The 19,140-nt window shown below is 70.4% G+C and carries 24 protein-coding genes; 8 read left to right on the top strand and 16 right to left on the bottom strand.

Annotated elements, in window-relative coordinates; genetic code table 11:
- Nucleotides 1–32 precede the first annotated feature (32 nt).
- Complete coding sequence (locus ASC76_RS21480; RefSeq protein ID WP_082549368.1) at nt 33–758, top strand: glycoside hydrolase family 19 protein; 726 nt, start codon at nt 33–35, stop codon at nt 756–758.
- An 88-nt stretch (nt 759–846) separates the two neighbouring features.
- Complete coding sequence (locus tag ASC76_RS21475; RefSeq protein ID WP_056471664.1) at nt 847–1,362, top strand: NUDIX hydrolase; 516 nt, start codon at nt 847–849, stop codon at nt 1,360–1,362.
- 4 nt (nt 1,363–1,366) lie between these two features.
- Here ASC76_RS21475 and ASC76_RS21470 read toward each other — a convergent pair whose 3' ends face one another.
- Both ASC76_RS21470 and ASC76_RS21465 read right to left on the bottom strand, forming a co-directional pair.
- Nucleotides 1,367–1,915, bottom strand: coding sequence for a methylated-DNA--[protein]-cysteine S-methyltransferase (locus ASC76_RS21470; protein ID WP_157615951.1), 549 nt, complete (start codon nt 1,913–1,915; stop codon nt 1,367–1,369).
- Between the two features lie 17 nt (nt 1,916–1,932).
- Nucleotides 1,933–2,280 carry a hypothetical protein gene (locus tag ASC76_RS21465; RefSeq protein ID WP_056471660.1) on the bottom strand — a complete coding sequence of 116 codons (348 nt, stop codon included), beginning with the start codon at nt 2,278–2,280 and terminating at the stop codon, nt 1,933–1,935.
- 18 nt (nt 2,281–2,298) lie between these two features.
- On the opposite strand from ASC76_RS21465, the gene ASC76_RS21460 reads away from it, so the two are divergent.
- The gene (locus ASC76_RS21460; protein ID WP_056471658.1) at nt 2,299–3,492 is read left to right on the top strand and encodes an SAM-dependent methyltransferase; all 1,194 of its coding nucleotides are present in this window, start codon (nt 2,299–2,301) and stop codon (nt 3,490–3,492) included.
- Between the two features lie 21 nt (nt 3,493–3,513).
- Here the strand turns inward: ASC76_RS21460 and ASC76_RS21455 are convergent, their stop codons facing one another.
- The 6 genes from ASC76_RS21455 to radA all read right to left on the bottom strand — a co-directional run bounded on the left by ASC76_RS21455 (nt 3,514) and on the right by radA (nt 7,488).
- Complete coding sequence (locus tag ASC76_RS21455; protein ID WP_056471655.1) at nt 3,514–3,726, bottom strand: hypothetical protein; 213 nt, start codon at nt 3,724–3,726, stop codon at nt 3,514–3,516.
- A gap of 154 nt (nt 3,727–3,880) precedes the next feature.
- A complete protein-coding gene (locus tag ASC76_RS21450; RefSeq protein WP_056471653.1) occupies nt 3,881–4,378 on the bottom strand; it encodes a MaoC family dehydratase in 498 nt (165 codons plus the stop codon).
- Nucleotides 4,375–5,340, bottom strand: coding sequence for an ornithine cyclodeaminase family protein (locus ASC76_RS21445; RefSeq protein WP_056471650.1), 966 nt, complete (start codon nt 5,338–5,340; stop codon nt 4,375–4,377). Before ASC76_RS21445 ends, ASC76_RS21450 begins: the two co-directional genes overlap by 4 nt.
- An 18-nt stretch (nt 5,341–5,358) precedes the next feature.
- Nucleotides 5,359–5,733, bottom strand: coding sequence for a hypothetical protein (locus tag ASC76_RS21440; RefSeq protein WP_056471646.1), 375 nt, complete (start codon nt 5,731–5,733; stop codon nt 5,359–5,361).
- The gene (locus tag ASC76_RS21435) at nt 5,730–6,008 is read right to left on the bottom strand and encodes a YkvA family protein (RefSeq protein ID WP_056471644.1); all 279 of its coding nucleotides are present in this window, start codon (nt 6,006–6,008) and stop codon (nt 5,730–5,732) included. Before ASC76_RS21435 ends, ASC76_RS21440 begins: the two co-directional genes overlap by 4 nt.
- Nucleotides 6,009–6,120: 112 nt before the next feature.
- The gene (gene radA, locus ASC76_RS21430) at nt 6,121–7,488 is read right to left on the bottom strand and encodes a DNA repair protein RadA (protein ID WP_056471641.1); all 1,368 of its coding nucleotides are present in this window, start codon (nt 7,486–7,488) and stop codon (nt 6,121–6,123) included.
- 131 nt (nt 7,489–7,619) lie between these two features.
- Between radA and ASC76_RS21425 the strand changes: the two genes are divergently transcribed.
- Complete coding sequence (locus ASC76_RS21425; RefSeq protein ID WP_056471639.1) at nt 7,620–8,030, top strand: RidA family protein; 411 nt, start codon at nt 7,620–7,622, stop codon at nt 8,028–8,030.
- Here ASC76_RS21425 and ASC76_RS21420 read toward each other — a convergent pair.
- The 4 genes from ASC76_RS21420 to alr all read right to left on the bottom strand — a co-directional run bounded on the left by ASC76_RS21420 (nt 8,017) and on the right by alr (nt 11,594).
- The gene (locus ASC76_RS21420) at nt 8,017–9,531 is read right to left on the bottom strand and encodes a carotenoid oxygenase family protein (protein WP_056471637.1); all 1,515 of its coding nucleotides are present in this window, start codon (nt 9,529–9,531) and stop codon (nt 8,017–8,019) included. The two genes, ASC76_RS21425 and ASC76_RS21420, sit on opposite strands and share 14 nt — an antisense overlap.
- Nucleotides 9,532–9,542: 11 nt before the next feature.
- Nucleotides 9,543–9,962: a DUF2141 domain-containing protein gene (locus ASC76_RS21415; protein ID WP_056471634.1), complete on the bottom strand. Its 420-nt coding sequence runs from the start codon at nt 9,960–9,962 to the stop codon at nt 9,543–9,545.
- A gap of 131 nt (nt 9,963–10,093) precedes the next feature.
- Complete coding sequence (gene arfB / locus ASC76_RS21410; protein ID WP_056471631.1) at nt 10,094–10,489, bottom strand: alternative ribosome rescue aminoacyl-tRNA hydrolase ArfB; 396 nt, start codon at nt 10,487–10,489, stop codon at nt 10,094–10,096.
- Between the two features lie 7 nt (nt 10,490–10,496).
- Nucleotides 10,497–11,594: an alanine racemase gene (gene alr, locus ASC76_RS21405; RefSeq protein ID WP_056471629.1), complete on the bottom strand. Its 1,098-nt coding sequence runs from the start codon at nt 11,592–11,594 to the stop codon at nt 10,497–10,499.
- A gap of 130 nt (nt 11,595–11,724) precedes the next feature.
- Between alr and lplT the strand changes: the two genes are divergently transcribed.
- On the top strand, nt 11,725–13,002 hold the full coding sequence (lplT, locus tag ASC76_RS21400) for a lysophospholipid transporter LplT (protein ID WP_056471620.1): 1,278 nt from the start codon (nt 11,725–11,727) through the stop codon (nt 13,000–13,002).
- 16 nt (nt 13,003–13,018) lie between these two features.
- Here the strand turns inward: lplT and ASC76_RS21395 are convergent, their stop codons facing one another.
- Nucleotides 13,019–13,504 (bottom strand): response regulator, encoded by a 486-nt coding sequence (locus tag ASC76_RS21395; RefSeq protein WP_056471617.1) that lies wholly within the window; start codon nt 13,502–13,504, stop codon nt 13,019–13,021.
- A 155-nt stretch (nt 13,505–13,659) separates the two neighbouring features.
- Between ASC76_RS21395 and ASC76_RS21390 the strand changes: the two genes are divergently transcribed.
- Together ASC76_RS21390 and ASC76_RS21385 are read left to right on the top strand one after the other, a co-directional pair.
- Nucleotides 13,660–14,157, top strand: coding sequence for a glutathione peroxidase (locus ASC76_RS21390; RefSeq protein WP_056471614.1), 498 nt, complete (start codon nt 13,660–13,662; stop codon nt 14,155–14,157).
- A gap of 31 nt (nt 14,158–14,188) precedes the next feature.
- Nucleotides 14,189–15,385, top strand: a complete 1,197-nt coding sequence (locus ASC76_RS21385; protein ID WP_056471608.1) for an amino acid aminotransferase — start codon at nt 14,189–14,191, stop codon at nt 15,383–15,385.
- A 4-nt stretch (nt 15,386–15,389) separates the two neighbouring features.
- Here ASC76_RS21385 and ASC76_RS21380 read toward each other — a convergent pair whose 3' ends face one another.
- The gene (locus ASC76_RS21380) at nt 15,390–16,688 is read right to left on the bottom strand and encodes an Hsp70 family protein (protein WP_056471605.1); all 1,299 of its coding nucleotides are present in this window, start codon (nt 16,686–16,688) and stop codon (nt 15,390–15,392) included.
- Between the two features lie 123 nt (nt 16,689–16,811).
- On the opposite strand from ASC76_RS21380, the gene ASC76_RS21375 reads away from it, so the two are divergent.
- Nucleotides 16,812–17,276: a lipopolysaccharide assembly protein LapB gene (locus ASC76_RS21375; RefSeq protein WP_056471600.1), complete on the top strand. Its 465-nt coding sequence runs from the start codon at nt 16,812–16,814 to the stop codon at nt 17,274–17,276.
- Nucleotides 17,277–17,285: 9 nt separating this feature from the next.
- On the opposite strand, the gene ASC76_RS21370 is transcribed toward ASC76_RS21375, so the two are convergent.
- Both ASC76_RS21370 and ASC76_RS21365 read right to left on the bottom strand, forming a co-directional pair.
- Nucleotides 17,286–18,722 (bottom strand): NAD-dependent succinate-semialdehyde dehydrogenase, encoded by a 1,437-nt coding sequence (locus ASC76_RS21370; RefSeq protein WP_056471598.1) that lies wholly within the window; start codon nt 18,720–18,722, stop codon nt 17,286–17,288.
- Between the two features lie 102 nt (nt 18,723–18,824).
- Nucleotides 18,825–19,019 (bottom strand): hypothetical protein, encoded by a 195-nt coding sequence (locus ASC76_RS21365; protein ID WP_157615949.1) that lies wholly within the window; start codon nt 19,017–19,019, stop codon nt 18,825–18,827.
- Nucleotides 19,020–19,140: the final 121 nt, after the last annotated feature.

Here is a 19,140-nt window from a genome sequence, read left to right as displayed (position 1 = left end):
CGGCGGCCCGCACCCGGCCGAGGGGACCCGCGATGCTCACCGACGCCCAGCTCCAGCAGATCATGCCCAACCTCGCTGCGGCAAAGCGGGCGCTGTACCTGCCGCACCTCGACGCCGCGATGCAGGCGCACGGTATCGACGGCCCGCTGCGCATCGCGGCCTTCGTCGCGCAGCTGGCGCACGAGTCCGGCGAGTTCCGCTGGATGGAGGAGATCTGGGGTCCGACCGATGCGCAGCGCCGCTACGAACCGCCGAGCGACCTGGCCAAGCGACTCGGCAACACGCAGGCCGGCGACGGCAAGCGCTTCAAGGGCCGCGGGCCGATCCAGATCACCGGCCGCTTCAACTACGAGAAGTACGGCGCGCTGCTCGGCCTCGACCTGACGAGCGACCCGGCGCTCGCGGCCACGCCCGGCGTCGCGTTCGCGACCGCGGGCCTCTACTGGCAGAAGAACGGCCTGAACGAGCTGGCCGACGTGCGCGACTTCGTCGCGATCACCAAGCGCATCAACGGCGGCACCAACGGGCTGGCCGATCGCCAGCGCTACTACGCGCTGGCGCTCGCGGTCCTCGGCGTCGGCGCCGCGCCGAGGGAAGCGCCGCTGGGTCGCGGGTACGAGGCGATCGTGGCCGACGCGAAGGCGCCCGCCCGCCGGCGCGCGGCGAGCAAGAAGACGGTGCCCGCCAAGAAGGTGCCTGCGAAGAAGGCCGCCCGGCCGGTTGCGGCGAAGAAGGCGGCGTCGCGCCGCAGGGTCTGAGTCGCGGACCTGTGCACGTGAGGTGCAGCGCGGCGGGGGTTCGCCGGGGCCCGGCCGTGCCAGACTCGGGGCTCCGATCGAGCCCGCCATGTCGTTCTTCAACCCCAAGCGCCTGAGCTGCGGTGTCGTGATCCTGAATCCGGGTCGCGAGCTGCTGCTCTGCCACGTCACCGGGCAGAACCACTGGGATCTGCCCAAGGGCGGCATCGATCCCGGCGAGACGCCGCTGGAGGCGGCGGTGCGCGAGACCCGCGAAGAATCGGGCGTGCGGCTCGAGCCTGACGCGCTGATCGACCTGGGCCGCTTCCACTACACGAACAAGAAGAACCTGCACCTGTTCGCGACCTGCATGCCGCGCTTCGACCTGAAGGACTTGCGCTGCGAGACGCGCTACCTCGACCGCTGGTCCGGCCGCCAGCTGCCCGAGATGGACGGCTACGGCTGGTTCGCGTTCGAGCGGATCGCCCAGCTGTGCACGCCGAAGATGGCCCAGGTGCTGACGGCGCGGATCGAGCTCGACGCGGTCCTGGCGCGCTTGCTGGCGCCGCCCGCGCCGCCCCAGTCGCTGCCGCCGGATTCGCCCACGGCAGCCGCCGCGGGCTGACCGGTCAGCGGTCGAACAGGCCCGGCGTCCCGCCGAGCCGCGCGCCTTCGATCTCCAGCAACCGCAGCTTGGTTCGCGTGCCGCCCGGCGCCGAGAAGCCGCCGGCGCGACTGCCCGCGGCCAGCACCCGGTGGCACGGCACGATGATCGGGAACGGGTTGGCGCCCAGGGCCTGGCCGACCGCGCGCGCCATCGGCGCGGCCTCGCCGAGCGCTGCGGCCACCTCGCCGTAGCTGCGCGTCTGGCCCGGCGGGATGCCACGTGCGTACGCGTAGACGCGGGTGTTGAACGCCGGCACGCCGCGCAGGTCCAGTGCGATGTCGGTCAGATCGTCGGGCGCGCCGTGCAGCAGCGCCTGGACGCGCGCGATCACGGCCTGCAGCTCGGCGGGCGGCGCCGCGTCGGGCAGGGCACCGAACCGGCGTTGCACCCGGGCCCGCGTGGCCGCGTCGCTGGCCTCGGGCAGCGCGGTGCCGACGATGCCGTTTTCGCCCCAGACCAGCGCGCAGGTGCCGACGGGCGTGTCGAAGAGCGTGAAAGCGGTGGCGGTCATGGCGCGATGATGATCCGTCATCCCTGCCAGACGCCATAGCCGGCTTCGCGCAGCGCGATGCCGAGCTCGACCTCCATCTCGCAGGCGCCGTGGTACGGCATCGGGTTGTAGACGGCATACAGCTGCGGCAGCAGCCGCAGGCCATATTCGCGCACGTAGCGGTTGGCCTGGATGCCGGCCTTGTGGCGGTCGAAGCGCAGGTCCGGGTCCAGACCGGTCATGCCGACGTAGACGAACGGCTTGCCGAGCACGTAGCCGGGGTTGGCCTTGCGAAAGCCGGCGAGGTTCCAGACCGTGTCGTCTAGTTCGACGACGTACACGCTGTAGTGGTGCTTCCGGTTGCTGCGGGGCGCGCGCGTGGCCATGCTCTCTACACTAGCAGCATGGCCGATACCGATCCCCTCGCGACCCTCGCTTCGCTGCTCGACAACGCGATCGCGCAGGGCACGTTCGCCAAACTCGTGCTCGCCAAGCCCGGTGCAGCGGCGGGTGACCTGGTGCGCGTGACGGTGCGGCCGGTGACGCTGAAGGGGGCGACCCAGCTGTCGTTTGTCCACACCCACCCGACCCGCGACATCACCAAGAACCTCGATCCGGCGGACGGCGTGCAGCGGGTCCGGGCGCTGATGGACGGCGCGTTCGGCCACGCGCACCTGTTCACCGCCACCGAGGAGATCCAGCTGCTCGTCAGCAAGAAGGGCAAGCGCACGCTGCTGCGCGGCAAGGCGAGCCACAGCGCCACGCCCGCGGCCCACGACCGCGAGAAGCACCGCTACCTGGACCTGGACCGCGCGTTCCTCGCTGAGCTCGGCGTCACCGACGCGCAGCACAGGCTGGTGCCGGCGATGGCGCGCAAGTGGAAGCAGATCAACAAGTTCATCGAGGTGCTGGACCACGCACTGGCCGAGACGACGCTGAAGTCGGCCGCGCAGCTCGACGTGGTCGACTTCGGCAGCGGCAAGGGTTACCTCACGTTCGCGATGCACGACTACCTGCGGACGACGCTCGGCCTGCCGGCGCGCGTGGCCGGCGTCGAACTGCGCCCGGACATGGTCGCGCTGTGCAACGGCGCGGCGCAGCGGCTGGGTGCGCAGGGCCTGCGCTTCGAGGAGGGCGACGTGCGCAGCGTGGTGCCGCCCAAGATCGACGTGATGATCGCGCTGCACGCGTGCGACGTGGCCACCGACTACGCCATCCACACCGGCGTGCGCGCCGGCGCGCAGATCATCATGTGCTCGCCGTGCTGCCACAAGGAGCTGCGGCCGCAGCTGCTCAGCCCGCACCCGCTGCGACCGATCCTGAAGCACGGCGTGCACCAGGGCCAGCAGGCCGAGATGCTGACCGACGGCCTGCGCGCGATGCTGCTCGAGGCCTGCGGCTACGACACGCAGGTGTTCGAATTCGTCGCGCTCGAGCACACGAACAAGAACAAGATGATCCTGGCGGTGAAGCGGGCGCGGGCCACGCCCGCCGATGAAATCTGGCGCGAGATCGAGGCCGTCAAGGGCCATTACGGCATCCGCGACCAATGCCTCGAGACGCTGCTGAGGGCGGACCGCGCCGCGGCAGCGGCCTGAGCGCGCGCGGCGCGCGCCGTCTCAGGTGAGTTCGTCGATGCGGGCCATGCCGTCGGTCGTGCCGGCCGGTGCCAGCCCGACCAGCGTGACGCTGACCACGTTCGCGATCGTCGTGAACGCATTGCCGCCGACGAAGAAGGAAACCGAGCCGGTCGCGGGGCTGTACTGCTCCGCGTAGGCGGTCCAGTGCGTGCCGTCGGTCGTCACGATCGCGTACTTGTTCATCGTCAGCATGGGTCGGTCTCCGGGGGATGGCGCGGGTCGCGCGGGAGCCGTGATTCTGGCGGCGCCGGGCCGCACGCCGCGTCATCAACTTGGGGGTTCGCGCGGCGCGTCAGCGCGTGTATTGCACGCACCACCGGCGCGTCCATGTGCGGCGACGCCACCGCTACGCGACCGCCGGCGTGCGCCGGCCGAACATGCCCCAGCCCTGCATCGTCAGCACCTGCTCGCGATCCTGGTTGAGCACGTCCCACTTCGACAGGATCAGGCCGACCGCGGGACGGCTCTTCATCGGCCGCGCCTCGAGCACCGTCATGCGCACGCTCAGCGTGTCGCCGACCAGCACCGGCTTGGTCCAGCGCAGGCTGTCGATGCCGGGCGAGCCGAGGCTGCTGGATTCGAGCAGGTACTCGTCGCACATCATCCGCATCGACATCGCGCAGGTGTGCCAGCCGCTGGCGGACAGCTTGCCGAACAGCGACGCCTCGGCGGCTGCGTCGTCGAGGTGGAAAGGCTGCGGGTCGAACTGGCCCGCGAACGCGAGGATCGCCGCGCGGGTCACGTGCATCGCGCCGAACTCGCGCAGGTTGCCGACCGGGAAATCCTCCCAGTACCAGCGGATCGTGCGGGCCGCGGGTGCGGCGGCCGGGGTGGTGTCGTTCATCCGCACGAGGATAGCGATTCGCGCTGGACCGCGTCGAACACCAACTCGGCCGCCGCCAGGTCCTCCAGCGCGGTGCCGACCGCCTTGAACAGCGTGCGCTCGGCCGCGTCCAGCCGGCCCGGCCGCGTGCCGGCGCACAGCTCGGCGAGCGTGCCTTGCAGCTGCGCCGGATCGAACGCGCCCGCGGCGATCGCCTCGAGCACATCGCCGGACTTCGCGAGCGCCTCGGCGGTGTCGACGAACACGCGGCTGCGGGCGAAGCAGTCGGTGTCGGCCTCGCGCATCTGCGGCGTGAAGCTGCCGATCAGGTCGAGGTGCGTGCCGGGTTGCAACCATGCACCGCGCACCAGCGCGGCGGTCGCGAGCGTGGCGCAGCTGACGATGTCGGCCTGCGCGACGGCGGCTTCGAGATCCGTCGACGCCCGCGCGGCGATGCCCGCGACCCGCAACTCGCCCGCGAGCCGTTCGGCAGACGCGGACCGGTGGTTCCAGATCACGACGTCGTCGATCGGTCGCACCACGCGCATCGCCTCCGCCAGCAGCGAGGCGACGCGGCCGGTGCCCAGGATCAGCAGCCGCCGCGCATCGGTGCGCGCGAGGTACGACGCGGCCAGCGCGGAGGCGGCCGCAGTGCGCCGCGAGGTGATTTCGTTGCCGTCGAGCTGCGCCAGCGGCACGCCGGTGGCGGCGTCGAACAGCAGGTAGGTGGCGTGCAGGCCGGGCAGGCCGAGCGCGCCGTTGCCGGGGAAGATCGTCACGGTCTTGATGCCGAGCCGTGCGCCGTTGCGCCAGGCCGGCATCAGCAGGATCGTGCCGCCGCTGCCGTCATCACCCCGGCCACCGACGCGGTGCGTGGTGCGCAACGGCACCTCGGCGCCGGCGACGAACATCGTCCGCAGCGCGGGGATCAGCGCGTCGAATGGAAGGTGGCGGCGCGTCGTCGCGGCGTCGATCGATCGCATCGCCAGCGGCCCGCCGGTTCAGCCCGGACGGTCCAGCGTCCAGCTGGCGCAGACGCCCTTGTCGAACGTGATGCGCACGTCGGCGCCGGAGTCGTCGGTCCATGACCAGATCTCCGGCGATTCGCTGACGCGCCGGCCGAGGCTCTTCGTCATCCTGACGATCTGCAGCATTGGCTGGCCGACGCTCAGCTTCGAGTGCAGCATCACCGCGCTGGGGACGTGGCCGACCGGCGCCTCCGACGCGTCGCGCATCACCCGCACCGAGCGGTTGAACTGGATCAGCAGCCAGAACACGATCACGCTGAACGCCAGCGCGATACCGGGCCAGCCGTAGCTGAACCAGCCCGCGACCAGCGCGATGAACGCGAGCGCCCAGCCGACGACCGGATTCATGCGGCGCGCGGCCCCGCGCCGATGTCCGCCCGCAGGTGCGACGGCAAGCGGCCGAGCAGCCAGCGGATCGCGAGCGGCACGATCACGATGTCGTCGAGCACGCCGAAGACCGGGATCACGTCGGGGATCAGGTCGATCGGCGAGATCAGGTAGAGCACCACGCCGAGCGTGCCGAGCTTGAGCCAGCCCGGCGCCTGCGGATGCCGCAGCGCGCGCCACAGCAAGCGGGCGTCGCCCTTGACCAGCGACCAGAGCACGGCGATGCGTTTGAACATGGGACTTACTCCAATCGAGGCGTCGCGACAGGGCGACCAGCGCTCAACGTGCGGGCGGCGCGGGCGATGACAAGGCCGCTGTTGTAACCGACGGCGCGGCTCACGGCCCTTCTCACAGCCCGCGCACCACGTCGATCGCCTGCTCGATGCGGTCGACGGCGTGGATCGTCAGACCCTCGATCGGCTTCTTCGGCGCGTTGGCCTTCGGCACGATCGCGACCGAGAAGCCGAGTTTGGCCGCCTCCTTCAAGCGTTCCTGCCCGCGCGGCGCGGGCCGCACCTCGCCGGCCAGCCCGACCTCGCCGAACGCGATGAAGCCGCGCGGCAGCGCCTTGCCGCGCAGGCTGCTCTGGATCGCCAGCATCACCGCCAGGTCGGCGGCCGGCTCGCTGATGCGCACGCCGCCGACCGCGTTGACGAACACGTCCTGGTCCGACGCGCTGACGCCGGCGTGGCGGTGCAGCACCGCCAGCATCATCGCGAGCCGGTCGCGCTCGATGCCGACTGACAGCCGCCGCGGCGACGGCCCCCCCGAATCGACCAGCGCCTGGATCTCGACCAGCAGCGGCCGCGTGCCTTCGAGCGTGACCAGCACGCACGAGCCGGCCACCGGATCCCCGTGCGTCGACAGGAAGATCGCGCTCGGGTTCGCGACCCCCTTCAGCCCCTTCTCGGTCATCGCGAACACGCCGATCTCGTTGACCGCGCCGAAGCGGTTCTTGATCGCGCGCACCAGGCGGAAGCTCGAATGCGTGTCGCCCTCGAAGTACAGCACCGTGTCGACGATGTGCTCGAGCACGCGCGGGCCGGCCAGCGCGCCCTCCTTCGTGACGTGGCCGACCAGCACGATCGTCGTGCCGCTGCGCTTGGCGATGCGGGTGAGCTGCGCCGCGCACTCGCGCACCTGGGCGACCGAGCCCGGCGCGGACGACAGCTGATCGCTGTAGACCGTCTGGATCGAATCGATCACGCAGACCGCGGGCTGCTCCTGGTCGAGCGTGGCGCTGATCTTCTCGAGCTGGATCTCGGCGAGCACGCGCACCTGCGAGCCGTTCAGGCCGAGGCGGCGCGAGCGCAGCGCCACCTGCGCGCCGCTCTCCTCGCCGGTGACGTAGAGCGTCTTCATGCCGCGCGAGAGCGAATCGAGCGCCTGCAGCAGCAGCGTCGACTTGCCGATGCCCGGGTCGCCGCCGATCAGCACCACGCCGCCGGCGACGATGCCGCCGCCGAGCACGCGGTCGAGTTCGTCGATGCCGGTGGGCTGGCGGTCGACGTCGCTGGCCTCGATCTCGGACAGCGTGGTGACCGGCTGGCTCGCGATCAGGCCGCGCGTGGTCGTGGCGTAGCGGTTCTTGGGCGTCGCGTCGGCGACCGACTCGACCAGCGTGTTCCAGGCCTCGCAGCTCGGGCACTGGCCGAGCCACTTCGCGGACGTGCCGCCGCATTCGGTGCAGAGGTAGATCGACTTTTCTTTGGCCATTCGGGGATTGTCATCGCAAGCCCGCGGCGGACCCGCGCATCGTCGTCGCCGTCACAACCGGACGCTTCTTCGCCGCCGGCGCAGCGACGGGCGCCCCCGACAATCGGCCGTCCCGACTCTCCCGACCCGCCATGACCCGCCAGCTGATCAGTTCCGGTTCCCGCTTCGAGGAGGAGATGGGTTACTCCCGCGCCGTCGTCGACGGCGACTGGGTGTTCGTCTCCGGCACCACCGGCTTCGACTACGCGACGATGACGATCGCCGACGACCTGGTCGAGCAGACCGAGCAGTGCTTCCGCAACATCGAGGCCGCACTGGCGCTCGCGAACGCCGCGTTCAAGGACGTGGTGCGCGTTCACTACGTGCTGCCGCCCGGCAATGACTTCAGTCGCTGCTGGCCGGTGCTTCGCCGTCACTTCGGTGACGTGCGCCCCGCCGCGATGATGATCCACGCCGGCCTCGCCGACCCGCGCATGCGGATCGAGATCGAGGTGACGGCGTTGCGGGCGGCGCGGCCGGTGGCCGACCTCACGCCGCCGTGAAATTGCCGTGGAACCCGTACGGCAACCCGTACGGCAGCGTCGCCTGCGCGATCGGGCCGTCGGCGAGGTGGCGGGCGTCGAGCAGGTTGACGCGGGTCACGCCCCGCTTCACGTCGTAGGTCGTGCCGAGCAGCCACGCGTCGAGTTCGCCCTGCGCGCCGGGCTTGGGCACGAGGATGTGCTCCTCGACCACGGTCTGCGGGCCGTAGTCGTAGCGCTGCGCTCGACCGGTCCGCAGGTCGCGCAGCTGCAGGCCGTGAAACCACAGCGGCTTGGCGGCGCTGCCGGCCCAGGTCGCGGCGGTCAGCAGCCAGCGCGTGTCCAGGCCGTTGCGCAGCGGGTGCACGCGCGGGAACTCGACGATGTCGTTCATCGACTCCACGCGCACGCGGCCGCTGCGCATGTCGAGCACCGCGAGCTGCGTGCTCGAGCCGCCGAAGCTGCCGGGATGACCGGCGAGCAGTGACGACGCCGTGTTCATCACGAACTCCGGCGTCGGCGAGCCGACGAAGCTCAGCGCGATGCTGCCGTCGGCGCGCTCGTGCGCGTTGCCGACGTGGAACACCATCTGCGACGGCAGCTCGAAGACGCGGCGCTGCGCGATGTCGTCCTTCCTCATCACGAGAATGCGCAGTGGCTCGTTCGCTTCGTACGTGAAGGCCTGGCCCGACGCCGCGTCCTCGCCGAAGTGCAGCTTGATCGGCGGCAGCGGCAGCACGATGTAGCGCTCGGTGATCGCCGCGTCGTGCGCCATGCCGCCGGGGTAGGGCGTCTCGCCGATCTGCGCGTCGACGAGTCGGCCGGCCGGGTCGATGTGCCAGACGACCAGGTTCCTGCCGGCGCTGCCGAAGTTCCACAGGTGGCCGTGCGCGTCGAGTTTCGGATGGGCCGAGAACGGCATCTGCGCCAAGCCCTCCTGCCAGGTGACCGGGCCGAGCGTGGCGAGGTCGTCCGGGCGCATCGCGAACGCCGAGCCGCCCTCCCACATCGCCAGCACCCGGCCGGCGTGCTCGATCGCGTTGGTGTTGGCGACGTTGAAGCTGTCGGTGCCCTGAGTCGGCGCGTCGCTCTCGATCTTCGTGCCGTAGGCGCTGTACAGGAACTTGCCGGCCTGCTGCTCGGCGGCGAGCTTGGGCGTGCGCACCAGGCGGCCGAGGTGACGCACCGCGGGTCGCGCACCGCCACCGAAGCTGAACTGCTGCACCATGCCGTCGCCGGCGAACCAGTGGTGGTAGCGCTGGCCGTCGCGCTCGTACAGCGCCGGGCCGTTGCGGTAGAAGCGGCCCCGGAAGTCCGCCGGCCAGCGGCCCGACAGCGTCAGCGCGTCGCAGCGCAGGTCCTGGTCGGTCACGCCCTTGAACGGCTTGAGCCACGGCTGCGCGGCGATCGCGGCATCGAAGGCCCGGCCCTCGGGCGAGAGCGCGAACGCGGGCCACGCGTTCGCAGCGCCGAAGGCGGCGCCGGCGCGCAGAGAGGCGATCAGGAAGTCGCGGCGTTGCATGACGGCGCTCCTCACTGCGACAGCTTGACGACGATGGTCTCGGTGCCGAGCGGCACCTGCGCCGACGCCCAACTCGGGCCCATCGGCGCCGGCTTGCCGGAGGCGCCCCACGGCTCGGTCGGCATGCCGAACGGGTTGGCATCCATGCGACCGTTGGCGTTGAGGTCCTGATACAGCGTGATGGCGATCGCGTCGCCGCTCAGGCCGCAGACGGCGAGCGTCATCGTCGGGTTCGTCACGGCGACCTGCATCTGCGTCGCTGCGGTCTTGCGGAAGGTGGCCGCATCGCTGTATGCGGCCAGCATCAACGGCCCCTGGCCGACGCGCAGGTTCTGGACCTCGACGTTGGCGCAGCCGGTCTGTCCGTGCGCCAGCGTGGCGAACGAAAGCAGCGCGAGGGTGGCGGTGGCGACGGTGAGAAGGGCTTTCATGGGGACTCCCGAAGGTGGCGGATGAGTCACTGTAGAAAGCCGGCCCGTGTCGCGCACCCATGTTGCGACGAAGCGGCGACGCGCGGCGCGAGGCGTCGGCAGCCGGCGCGAAATGCGGGCGTGCGCTCGCGCTACTCGTCGACCCGGCCGCGCCCGGCCTTGATCTGCGCGCGCTGGCTCTTGCCGGCGAGACGCCGCTGCTTGGAGCCGAAGGTCGGCTTGGTCGGCCGCCGCGCCTTGGGCGGCACCGCGACCGCATCGACCATCGCCTGCAGGCGTGCCAGCGCGTCGGCGCGGTTCATGTCCTGGCTGCGGGTGGTCTGGGCCTTGATCACGATCACGCCTTCGGAGGTGATGCGCGAATCGCTCAGCGCGAGCAGGCGCTCCTTGATCGGCTCGGGCAGCGACGAGGCGCGGATGTCGAAGCGCAGGTGCACCGCGCTCGAGACCTTGTTGACGTTCTGTCCGCCGGCGCCCTGCGCGCGGATCGCGGTGAACCCGACCTCGTGCTCGGGGATGGTGGGCATCGGCCGCTCAGACCGCGCGAGTCGGCACCCGCGGAGCCAGCGCGCACATCAACTCGTAGCCGATCGTGCCGGCCGCGGCCGCGATCTCGTCGATCGGCAGCACTGCGCCGCCCGGGCTCGTGCCCCACAGCGTCGCGACGCTGCCGACGCCGGCCTCCGGTGCCGCCGTCAGGTCGATCGTGATCATGTCCATCGAGACGCGGCCGATCAGGCGCGTGCGCGCTTCGCCGATCAACACCGGCGTGCCGTTGGGCACGACGCGCGGATACCCGTCGGCGTAGCCGCAGGCGATCACGCCGATGCGCATGTCGCGCTCGGCGGTGAAGCGGCTGCCGTAGCCGACCTGCTCGCCGGCCTTCAGGTCCTGCACCGCGATCACCTGCGCGCGCAGGCTCATCGTCGGCTGCAGGTCCCAATCGGCGATCGAGTGATCCGGGAAATCCGGCGACGAGCCGTAGACCATGATGCCGGGGCGCACCCAGTCACCGCGCACGTTCTCCGCACCGGGCGCGAAGCGCAGCGTCGCGGCGCTGTTGGCGACCGTGCGTTCGCCGGGCAGGTCGCGCGTGGCCTCGTCGAACACCGCGAGCTGGTGCGCGATGCCGCGCGGGCCGTCGGCATCCGACAGGTGCGTCATCAGCGCAATGCCCTCGACCTGCGTCAGCCCGCTCAGGCGCCGCCACGCATGCGCATACGCCGCCGGCTTGAAGCCGAGCCGGTTCATGCCGCTGTTCATCTTCAGGAACACCTGGTGCGGCACGTGCGTCTTGTGCGCGGCGAGCCAGTCGATCTGCGCCTCGTGGTGCACCGTGTGCCAGAGGTTCAGGCGCGAGCACAGCTCCAGGTCGCGCGGCTCGAAGCAGCCTTCGAGCAGCAGCACCGGTCCGCGCCACCCCAGCGCGCGGATGCGCTCGGCCTCCGCCAGGTCGAGCAGCGCGAAACCGTCCGCACCTCTGAGCCCCGCGTACGCGCGCTCGATGCCGTGGCCGTAGGCGTTGGCCTTGACGATCGCCCAGACCTTCGCTTCCGGGGCCGCGGCGCGGGCGCGGGTGAGGTTGCGGGCCAGGGCCTCTGTGTGGATCAGCGCTTCGATGGGACGGGGCATCGATCGATTCTGCACCACCGAGCTAAGGGGTAACCCGGCGTACGGGCCGTGACAAAACGTCACCTGGCTCCGGCGACAATGCCGGCATGCTCGCCCGACCCCCCCAGTTTGAAGAGAAGCCACCGCACGCATGAAAAAGGGCTTCTACACGATCATGTCGGCGCAGTTCTTCAGCTCGCTGGCCGACAACGCACTGCTGGTGGCGGCGATCGAGATGCTGAAGACCACGAACGCGCCGTCGTGGAACATTCCGGCACTGGGGCCGATGTTCGCGCTGTTCTACGTGATCCTTGCGCCGTTCCTCGGGGCGTTCGCGGACGCCGTGCCCAAGGGCAAGGTCATGTTCCTGTCGAACGGCATCAAGGTGGTCGGCTGCCTGCTGATGCTGTTCGGCGGCCATCCGTTGTTGGCGTATGCGATCGTCGGCCTCGGCGCCGCCGCCTACTCCCCCGCGAAGTACGGCATCCTGACCGAGCTGCTGCCCAACTCGCAGCTCGTCAAGGCCAACGGCTGGATCGAAGGGCTGACGATCATGTCGATCATCCTGGGCATCGCGCTCGGGGGGCAACTGATCGGCGCCGTGGTGTCGCGCCACTTGCTGGCGATCGACCTGCCGCTGATCGACACCGGCATCGTCACCGCGCCCGAATCGGCGATCGCGGTGATCGTGTTCCTGTACCTGATCGCGGCGGCGTTCAACCTGCGCATCCCGCGCACCGACGCGCCGCTGCAGCCGCTGGCGCACGGCGTGATCGGCCTGATGCGCGACTTCTCGAGCTGCAACGCGCGGCTGTGGTCGGACAAGCTGGGCCAGATCTCGCTGGCGACGACGACGCTGTTCTGGGGCGTCTCCGGCAACCTGCGGATCATCGTGTTCGCGTGGGCGACCGCGGCGCTCGGCTACACGACGACGCAGGCGACCTCGCTGGTGGCGGTGGTGGTGATCGGCACGGCGGCCGGGGCCGTCGTGGCGTCGATGCGCATGCGGCTCGACCAGGCCACCAGCGTGATCCCGATGGGCATCCTGCTCGGCCTGCTGGTGATCGGCCTGAACGCGATCACCAACGTCTGGGTGGCCGCGCCGTTCCTGATCATGCTGGGCGCGATCGGCGGCTACATGGTCGTGCCGATGAACGCGCTGCTGCAGCACCGCGGCGCCAACCTGATGGGCGCGGGCCGCTCGATCGCGGTCCAGAACTTCAACGAGCAGGCCTGCATCCTCGGCCTGGGCGCGTTCTACACCGGCATGACGAAGTTCGGCCTGTCGGCGTTCACCGCGATCGCGCTGTTCGGCGGCGTCGTCGCCGGCACGATGTGGCTGATCTACCGCTGGCACCGCTCGAACGGGGTGAAGTACAAGACCGAGCTCGATCACCTGCTGGCTATCGCCCGAAGCGACAAGCATTGACCGCGGCGCGGCCCGCCTAGCGGAAGGCCGGGTCGACGCCCGCGAGCACGGCCAGCAGCGCGCTCTCGTCCAGTGGCTTGGTCAGGTAGGCGTCGCAGCCGGCCAGGGCGCCGCGCACCCGGTCGCTGGCGCCGAGCCGGCCCGTCACGAGCACAAAGCCCGGCGCGCCGGTCCCGCCCGCGCGCGGCAGCTGCTTGACGGCCCGGCACAGGCCGAGCCCGTCGAGCGGGTCGTTCGTCCCGAGCGTGAGTTCGCAGAAGACGATCGCGAACGGCTGCGTGCCGATGCGTTCCAGCGCGTCGTCGCCGCGCCCGGCGCCCTGCGCGCGATAGCCGAAGCGCTCCAGCCGCTGCATCAGGAACTTGCGCGCGATTGCGATGCCGTCGACCACCAGCACGTCGCGCCCGGCACCGTCACGTCGCTGCGAGCGGGCTCGTCGCGGGGCCTCGATGTCGAGCAGCAGGTCGACGTCGGCGGAAGGGACTGGCGTGGAGGATGTCATCTGCGAAGGGGGCGGCGATCGCGACAGGCGTGGGCTGCGCGGGGCACATCGTCGTTGGCCGCCCGCGGCGGCGCAATCCGCCGGCCCGGTCGCACCGGGCGGCGGCGGTACGATTGCACGCATCCCGCAGCATCGCGGCACATCGGAGACACGTCATGGCCAGCACGCCCACCAGCATCTACGACTTCGAGGCGCAAAGCATCGACGGCCAGCCGGCGGCGCTGTCGACGCAGCGCGGCAAGGTCATGCTGATCGTCAACACCGCGAGCGCCTGCGGCTTCACGCCGCAGTTCGAGGGGCTGGAGAAGCTGTGGAAGACCTACGCCGACAAGGGCCTGGTGGTGCTCGGCTTTCCCAGCAACGAATTCGGCGGGCAGGACCCGGGCAGCGACGGCGAGATCGCGTCGTTCTGCCAGCTCAACTATGGCGTCAGCTTCCCGATGATGAGCAAGGTCAAGGTCAATGGCGCCGAGGCGCACCCGCTGTGGCAATGGCTGACCAAGGAGGCGCCGGGCATCCTCGGCAGCAAGGCGGTGAAGTGGAACTTCACCAAGTTCCTGGTCGGCCGCGACGGTCGCGTGCTCAAGCGCTATGCACCGACCGACAAGCCCGAATCGATCACTCGCGACATCGAGGCGGCACTCGCCGCCTGAGCCTTCCTGAACCCACCGACACGCAAGCCCCATGTTCGAGCACATTCCCCCTTTTGCCGGCGATCCGATCCTGAGCCTGAACGAGGACTTCCAGAAGGACCCGCGGCCGCACAAGATCAACCTCAGCATCGGTATCTACTTCGACGATGCCGGGCGCATCCCGGTGATGGACTCGGTACGCCGCGCCGAAGCGATGGTCGTCGCCAAGGGCGGGCCCAAGCCGTACCTGCCGATCGAGGGCGCCGCGAACTTCCGCACCGCGGTGCAGCACCTGCTGTTCGGCGCCGGCCATGAGGCGGTCACGTCGGGCCGCGTCGCGACGATCCAGTCGGTGGGCTCCAGCGGCGGGCTGAAGGTCGGCGCCGATTTCCTGGCGACGTATTTCAAGGGCAGCCAGGTCTGGGTCAGCGACCCGACCTGGGACAACCACCGCTCGATGTTCGAAGGTGCGGGCCTGACGGTGAACACCTACCCGTACTACGACGCCGCCACCGGTGGCCTGAAGTTCGAGGCGATGCTCGCCACGCTGCGCGGCCTGCCCGCCAAGAGCATCGTGCTGCTGCACGCCTGCTGCCACAACCCGACCGGCGTCGACCTGACCCGCGCGCAATGGGAGCAGCTGATCCCGGTGCTGCGCGACGGCCAGCTGATCCCCTACCTCGACCTCGCGTACCAGGGTTTCGGCGACGGCATCGAGCAGGACGCGTACGCCGCCCGCGCGCTGGCGAGCGCCGGGGTCAGCTTCTTCATCGCGAACTCGTTCTCGAAGAGCATGAGCGTGTACGGCGAGCGCTGCGGCGCGCTCAGCGTGGTCTGCCCGAACGCGCACGAGGCCGCGCTCGTGCTCGGCCAGATGAAGTTCACGGTGCGCCGCAACTATTCGAGCCCGCCGATCCATGGCGGCCAGATCGTCGCGACGGTGCTGACCGACCCCGGCCTGCGGCAGAGCTGGGAGACCGAGCTCGGCGCGATGCGCGAGCGCATCCTGGCGATGCGCACCCAGCTGCACGCGGTGCTCGCCGCCAAGGTGCCCGGCCGCGACTTCGGCTACTTCCTGACCCAGCGCGGCATGTTCAGCTACACCGGCATGACGACCGCGCAAGTCGACACGCTGCGCGAAGTGCACGGCGTCTACATGGTGCGCTCCGGGCGCATCTGCGTCGCCGGGCTGAACAGCGGCAATGTCGAGGCGACCGCGGTGGCGATGGCGGCGGTGCTCGCCGGCTGACGCGTCAGGCGCTGCCGAACCAGCGCTGCGCGTGCAGCCCGAGCCCGGTCGCGACGCTGGCGAAGCGGTCGCCGCGCGCGACCTGCGCTGACGGGAACGCCGCGGCGATGCGGTCGGCCAGCAGGCGCAGCCCGGTCGAGCCGCCGGTGAAATAGAGCGCGTCGACCTGCGCCGGCTGCAGCCCGGCCTGCGCGACGGCTTCGCCGGCGGCGTCGACGATCCGCGCGATGTCGACCTCGATCGCTTCGACCGCCTGCCGCTCGGTCAGCGCGGCCGCGAGGTGACGTTCCGTGTGGCTCAGGTCGATCGTTGTCGCGCCGCCGTCGGCCACGTCGATCTTGGCGGCTTCGGCTCGCGCCATCAGCTCGTGGCCGAGGCGTTCGTCGACGACGACCATCAACCGCTCGTGGTGCTTGGGATCGCCGTAGAAGCTGCGCATGCCGCGCAGCTCCGCGACGCGGCCGGGGCTGTAGACGGTGTTGATCAGGTGCCAGGTGGCGAGGTCGAAATACACGCCGCTCGGCACCTCGCGCGCCGGCGCGCCGGCCACGCTGGGGCCGTACGCGCCGTAGCCGTACTGCGGCAGGATCGCGGCGAGCTCGATGCGGCGGTCGAAGTCCGTGCCGGCGACGTGCACGCCGTGGTTGGCCAGGATGTCGGCCTTGCGGTCGAGCAGGTCGATGCGCTGCGGACCGACCCGCACGACCGAGAAGTCGGAGGTGCCGCCGCCGATGTCGGCGACCAGCACGACCTGTTCGCGGTCGACGCTGCGCTCGTAGTCGAACGCGGCGGCGATCGGCTCGTACTGGAACTGGAGGTCGTCGAAGCCGACCTGCCGCGCCGCCGCCTCGAGCGCGGCCTGCGCCTGCGCATCGCGCGCCGCATCGTCGTCGACGAAGAACACCGGCCGCCCGAGCACGGCGCGGCGGATCGGCGCGCCGGCCTGCGCCTCGGCGCGGCCCTTCAGGTGCTTCAGATAGCCGGCGACGATGTCCAGGTATTTCGCACCGCGGCCGCCGCCGACGTCGGTGGTCTGGTCGATCAGGTTGCTGCCGAGGATGCTCTTCATCGAGCGCATCAGTCGGCCGTCGAGCCCGTCCACGTACGCGGCGACCGCGGCGCGGCCGAACGCGCGGGGCGGGCCGTCGAACTCGGGCCCCGCTCTGGGGTCATCCACGAAGTAGAAGACGGCCGTCGGCATCGTCGTGTGCCCCGGCTCCAGTTCCACCAGGCGCATCGCGCCCGAGGCGGCCGGGATCGCGATCGCGGAATTCGAGGTGCCGAAGTCGATGGCGCAGAACATGGGGCGAGGGCCGGCGACGGCAGTGGGGCGGGGGCGCGATTCTACTGACCGCCGCTCGACCGGCTTGCGCCGGGCGCGCAATGGTGCGACGCTGAGCCCTGAGTTCGTTCCACGGAGAGACCGATGCGCATCCGCCCGACCCTCGCTGCCGCCCTGCTCGCCTTGATGCTCGGCGCCAGTCACGCGGCCGACACCGCACCTGCCCAGGCCGATTCGCTCGCGCCGGTACGCACCCAGATCGCCAAGAAGAACTGGCGTGGCGCGATCGACGAGCTGAAGAAGGTGAACGAGACCGGCAGCGCCGACTGGAACAACCTGATGGGCTACAGCCTGCGCAAGGGCCCGGCGTCGGACTATGCCGCCGCCGAGAAGTTCTACAACGAGGCGCTGCGGATCGACCCCAAGCACCGCGGCGCGCTCGAATACTCGGGCGAGCTGTACCTGATGACCGGCGACCTCGCGAAGGCCGAGGAGCGCCTGGCCACGCTCGACCAGGTCTGCCGGCTGCCGTGCGAGGAGTACACCGACCTGAAGAAGTCGGTGGCGCGCTTCAAGGCGAACGGCAACAAGTACGTCGCGTCGCCTTGAGCGAGCTGCTTACTCGACCCCGAGTTGCGTGATCAACTTGGTGTTGAGGTACGCCTCGATGGCCTCGGTGCCGCCCTCCGAGCCGTAGCCCGAATCCTTCATGCCGCCGAACGGCAGCTCGGGCAACGCGAAGCCGACGTGGTTGATCGTGACCATGCCGCTCTCGATCGCTGCGCCGATCGCCTGCACCGTCTTCGACGAGCGGGTGTACGCGTACGAGGCCAGCCCGAACGGCAGCCGGTTCGCCTCGGCGACGACCTCGTCGAACGAGCTGAACGACACGATCGGCGCGATCGGGCCGAACGGCTCCTCGCTCATGATGCGGGCGCCGGCCGGCACGTGGCCGAGGACAGTCGGCTCGAAGAAGTTGCCGGTCGTGCCGATGCGCTTGCCGCCGGTCAGCAGCTTGGCGCCCTTGCCTACCGCGTCGTCGACGAACATCTGCATCGCCTCGATCCGGCGCGAGTTCGCCAGTGCACCCATGCGCGAGTCGGCGTTCATGCCGTCGCCGACCTTGATCGCCTGCGCGGCCTTGACGAAGCCGTCGGTGAAGCGCTCGTAGACCGATTCGTGGACGAGGAAGCGGGTCGGCGCGATGCAGACTTGGCCGGCGTTGCGGAACTTGGACGCCGCGAGCTGCTTGACGGCGGTGTCGACATCGGCATCGCCAAACACGATGGCCGGCGCGTGACCGCCGAGTTCCATCGTGATGCGCTTCATGTGCTGGCCGGCGAGCGCGGCGAGCTTCTTGCCGACCGGTGTCGAGCCGGTGAAGGTGATCTTGCGGATCACCGGGCTGGGGATCAGGTACTCGGAAATCTCCGACGGCACGCCGAACACCAGGTTCAGCACGCCGGCCGGCAGGCCCGCGTCGGCATACGCCTTGACCAGCGCGGCGACGCTCGCCGGCGTCTCCTCCGGCCCCTTCAGGATCACCGAGCAGCCGGCGGCCAGCGCGGCCGAGACCTTGCGGACCGCCTGGTTGATCGGGAAGTTCCACGGCGTGAACGCAGCGACCGGACCGACCGGCTCCTTCACGACCAGCTGCATCACGCCGTCGGCACGCGCCGGGACGATGCGGCCGTAAGTGCGGCGCGATTCCTCGGCGAACCAGTCCATGATGTCGCCGGCGAGCATCGTCTCCATCTTGGCTTCGGCCAGCGGCTTGCCCTGCTCCTGCGTCATCAGCGCGGCGATCTCGTCGGCGCGGCTGCGGATGATGTCGCCAGCCTTGCGCAGCAGCTTGGAGCGCTCGAAGCCCGAGACCTTGCGCCAGACCTTGAATCCCTTGTCCGCGGCGTGCAGCGCCTCGTCGAGATCGGCGGTGCCGGCGTGGGCGAGGCGGGCGAGCACCTGGCCGGTCGCGGGGTTCACGATCGGCTCGCTCTTGCCCGAGGAGCCGGTGGTCCATTCACCGTTGATGAAAAGCTTGACGTCGGAGTACATGGCGGTCCTTCGGTTCGGGAGGTGGGCGCGCGCGGCAGCGGCCGCATCGCGGGTCAGACCGAATTAGACCGCATCGCGCCCGACATTGGCCGGGCCGGGGGCTCAGTGCGCCGCGCTGACCGGGCCGGACGACGGGGCGCGTTGACGCATCAGCGTCGGCGCATCGCGCCGCTCGGCCGCGCCGGGCTGGGCGTTCAGGCGCGGAATGCTGCCATCGGAAGCGCCCAGCCACAGCGCGCTGAACACCGCCGCCGCGATGGTGCCCCACACCAGCGTCTTGCGCCCTTCCAGAATCATGATCGGCTCCCTGCGTTGCCAGTGGCGCGAAAAGGTGGCGCGCGCCGTCTCAACCATAGGCGGCCCGCAAGCTCCGCGCCATCCGTCAATGAGGGGAATCGCCCCACGCCGAGGCGTTGCG

It is taken from the genome of Rhizobacter sp. Root404 (genome assembly GCF_001425865.1).
GTDB lineage: Bacteria > Pseudomonadota > Gammaproteobacteria > Burkholderiales > Burkholderiaceae_C > LMDS01.
This window is presented reverse-complemented; position numbering and strand designations above follow the sequence as displayed.

What these genes read in the sequence shown, in the direction of transcription:
- ASC76_RS21415 (WP_056471634.1), bottom strand. Translation starts at nt 9,962, where the DNA reads ATGAAAGCCCTTCTCACCGTCGCCACCGCCACCCTCGCGCTGCTTTCG.
- ASC76_RS21470 (WP_157615951.1), bottom strand. Translation starts at nt 1,915, where the DNA reads ATGACCGCCACCGCTTTCACGCTCTTCGACACGCCCGTCGGCACCTGC.
- ASC76_RS21385 (WP_056471608.1), top strand. Translation starts at nt 14,189, where the DNA reads ATGTTCGAGCACATTCCCCCTTTTGCCGGCGATCCGATCCTGAGCCTG.
- ASC76_RS21435 (WP_056471644.1), bottom strand. Translation starts at nt 6,008, where the DNA reads ATGTTCAAACGCATCGCCGTGCTCTGGTCGCTGGTCAAGGGCGACGCC.
- ASC76_RS21365 (WP_157615949.1), bottom strand. Translation starts at nt 19,019, where the DNA reads ATGATTCTGGAAGGGCGCAAGACGCTGGTGTGGGGCACCATCGCGGCG.
- ASC76_RS21440 (WP_056471646.1), bottom strand. Translation starts at nt 5,733, where the DNA reads ATGAATCCGGTCGTCGGCTGGGCGCTCGCGTTCATCGCGCTGGTCGCG.
- ASC76_RS21475 (WP_056471664.1), top strand. Translation starts at nt 847, where the DNA reads ATGTCGTTCTTCAACCCCAAGCGCCTGAGCTGCGGTGTCGTGATCCTG.
- ASC76_RS21395 (WP_056471617.1), bottom strand. Translation starts at nt 13,504, where the DNA reads ATGACATCCTCCACGCCAGTCCCTTCCGCCGACGTCGACCTGCTGCTC.
- radA (WP_056471641.1), bottom strand. Translation starts at nt 7,488, where the DNA reads ATGGCCAAAGAAAAGTCGATCTACCTCTGCACCGAATGCGGCGGCACG.
- ASC76_RS21450 (WP_056471653.1), bottom strand. Translation starts at nt 4,378, where the DNA reads ATGAACGACACCACCCCGGCCGCCGCACCCGCGGCCCGCACGATCCGC.
- ASC76_RS21480 (WP_082549368.1), top strand. Translation starts at nt 33, where the DNA reads ATGCTCACCGACGCCCAGCTCCAGCAGATCATGCCCAACCTCGCTGCG.
- ASC76_RS21425 (WP_056471639.1), top strand. Translation starts at nt 7,620, where the DNA reads ATGACCCGCCAGCTGATCAGTTCCGGTTCCCGCTTCGAGGAGGAGATG.
- ASC76_RS21375 (WP_056471600.1), top strand. Translation starts at nt 16,812, where the DNA reads ATGCGCATCCGCCCGACCCTCGCTGCCGCCCTGCTCGCCTTGATGCTC.
- lplT (WP_056471620.1), top strand. Translation starts at nt 11,725, where the DNA reads ATGAAAAAGGGCTTCTACACGATCATGTCGGCGCAGTTCTTCAGCTCG.
- ASC76_RS21370 (WP_056471598.1), bottom strand. Translation starts at nt 18,722, where the DNA reads ATGTACTCCGACGTCAAGCTTTTCATCAACGGTGAATGGACCACCGGC.
- ASC76_RS21390 (WP_056471614.1), top strand. Translation starts at nt 13,660, where the DNA reads ATGGCCAGCACGCCCACCAGCATCTACGACTTCGAGGCGCAAAGCATC.
- ASC76_RS21455 (WP_056471655.1), bottom strand. Translation starts at nt 3,726, where the DNA reads ATGCTGACGATGAACAAGTACGCGATCGTGACGACCGACGGCACGCAC.
- alr (WP_056471629.1), bottom strand. Translation starts at nt 11,594, where the DNA reads ATGCCCCGTCCCATCGAAGCGCTGATCCACACAGAGGCCCTGGCCCGC.
- ASC76_RS21420 (WP_056471637.1), bottom strand. Translation starts at nt 9,531, where the DNA reads ATGCAACGCCGCGACTTCCTGATCGCCTCTCTGCGCGCCGGCGCCGCC.
- ASC76_RS21465 (WP_056471660.1), bottom strand. Translation starts at nt 2,280, where the DNA reads ATGGCCACGCGCGCGCCCCGCAGCAACCGGAAGCACCACTACAGCGTG.
- arfB (WP_056471631.1), bottom strand. Translation starts at nt 10,489, where the DNA reads ATGCCCACCATCCCCGAGCACGAGGTCGGGTTCACCGCGATCCGCGCG.
- ASC76_RS21380 (WP_056471605.1), bottom strand. Translation starts at nt 16,688, where the DNA reads ATGTTCTGCGCCATCGACTTCGGCACCTCGAATTCCGCGATCGCGATC.
- ASC76_RS21445 (WP_056471650.1), bottom strand. Translation starts at nt 5,340, where the DNA reads ATGCGATCGATCGACGCCGCGACGACGCGCCGCCACCTTCCATTCGAC.
- ASC76_RS21460 (WP_056471658.1), top strand. Translation starts at nt 2,299, where the DNA reads ATGGCCGATACCGATCCCCTCGCGACCCTCGCTTCGCTGCTCGACAAC.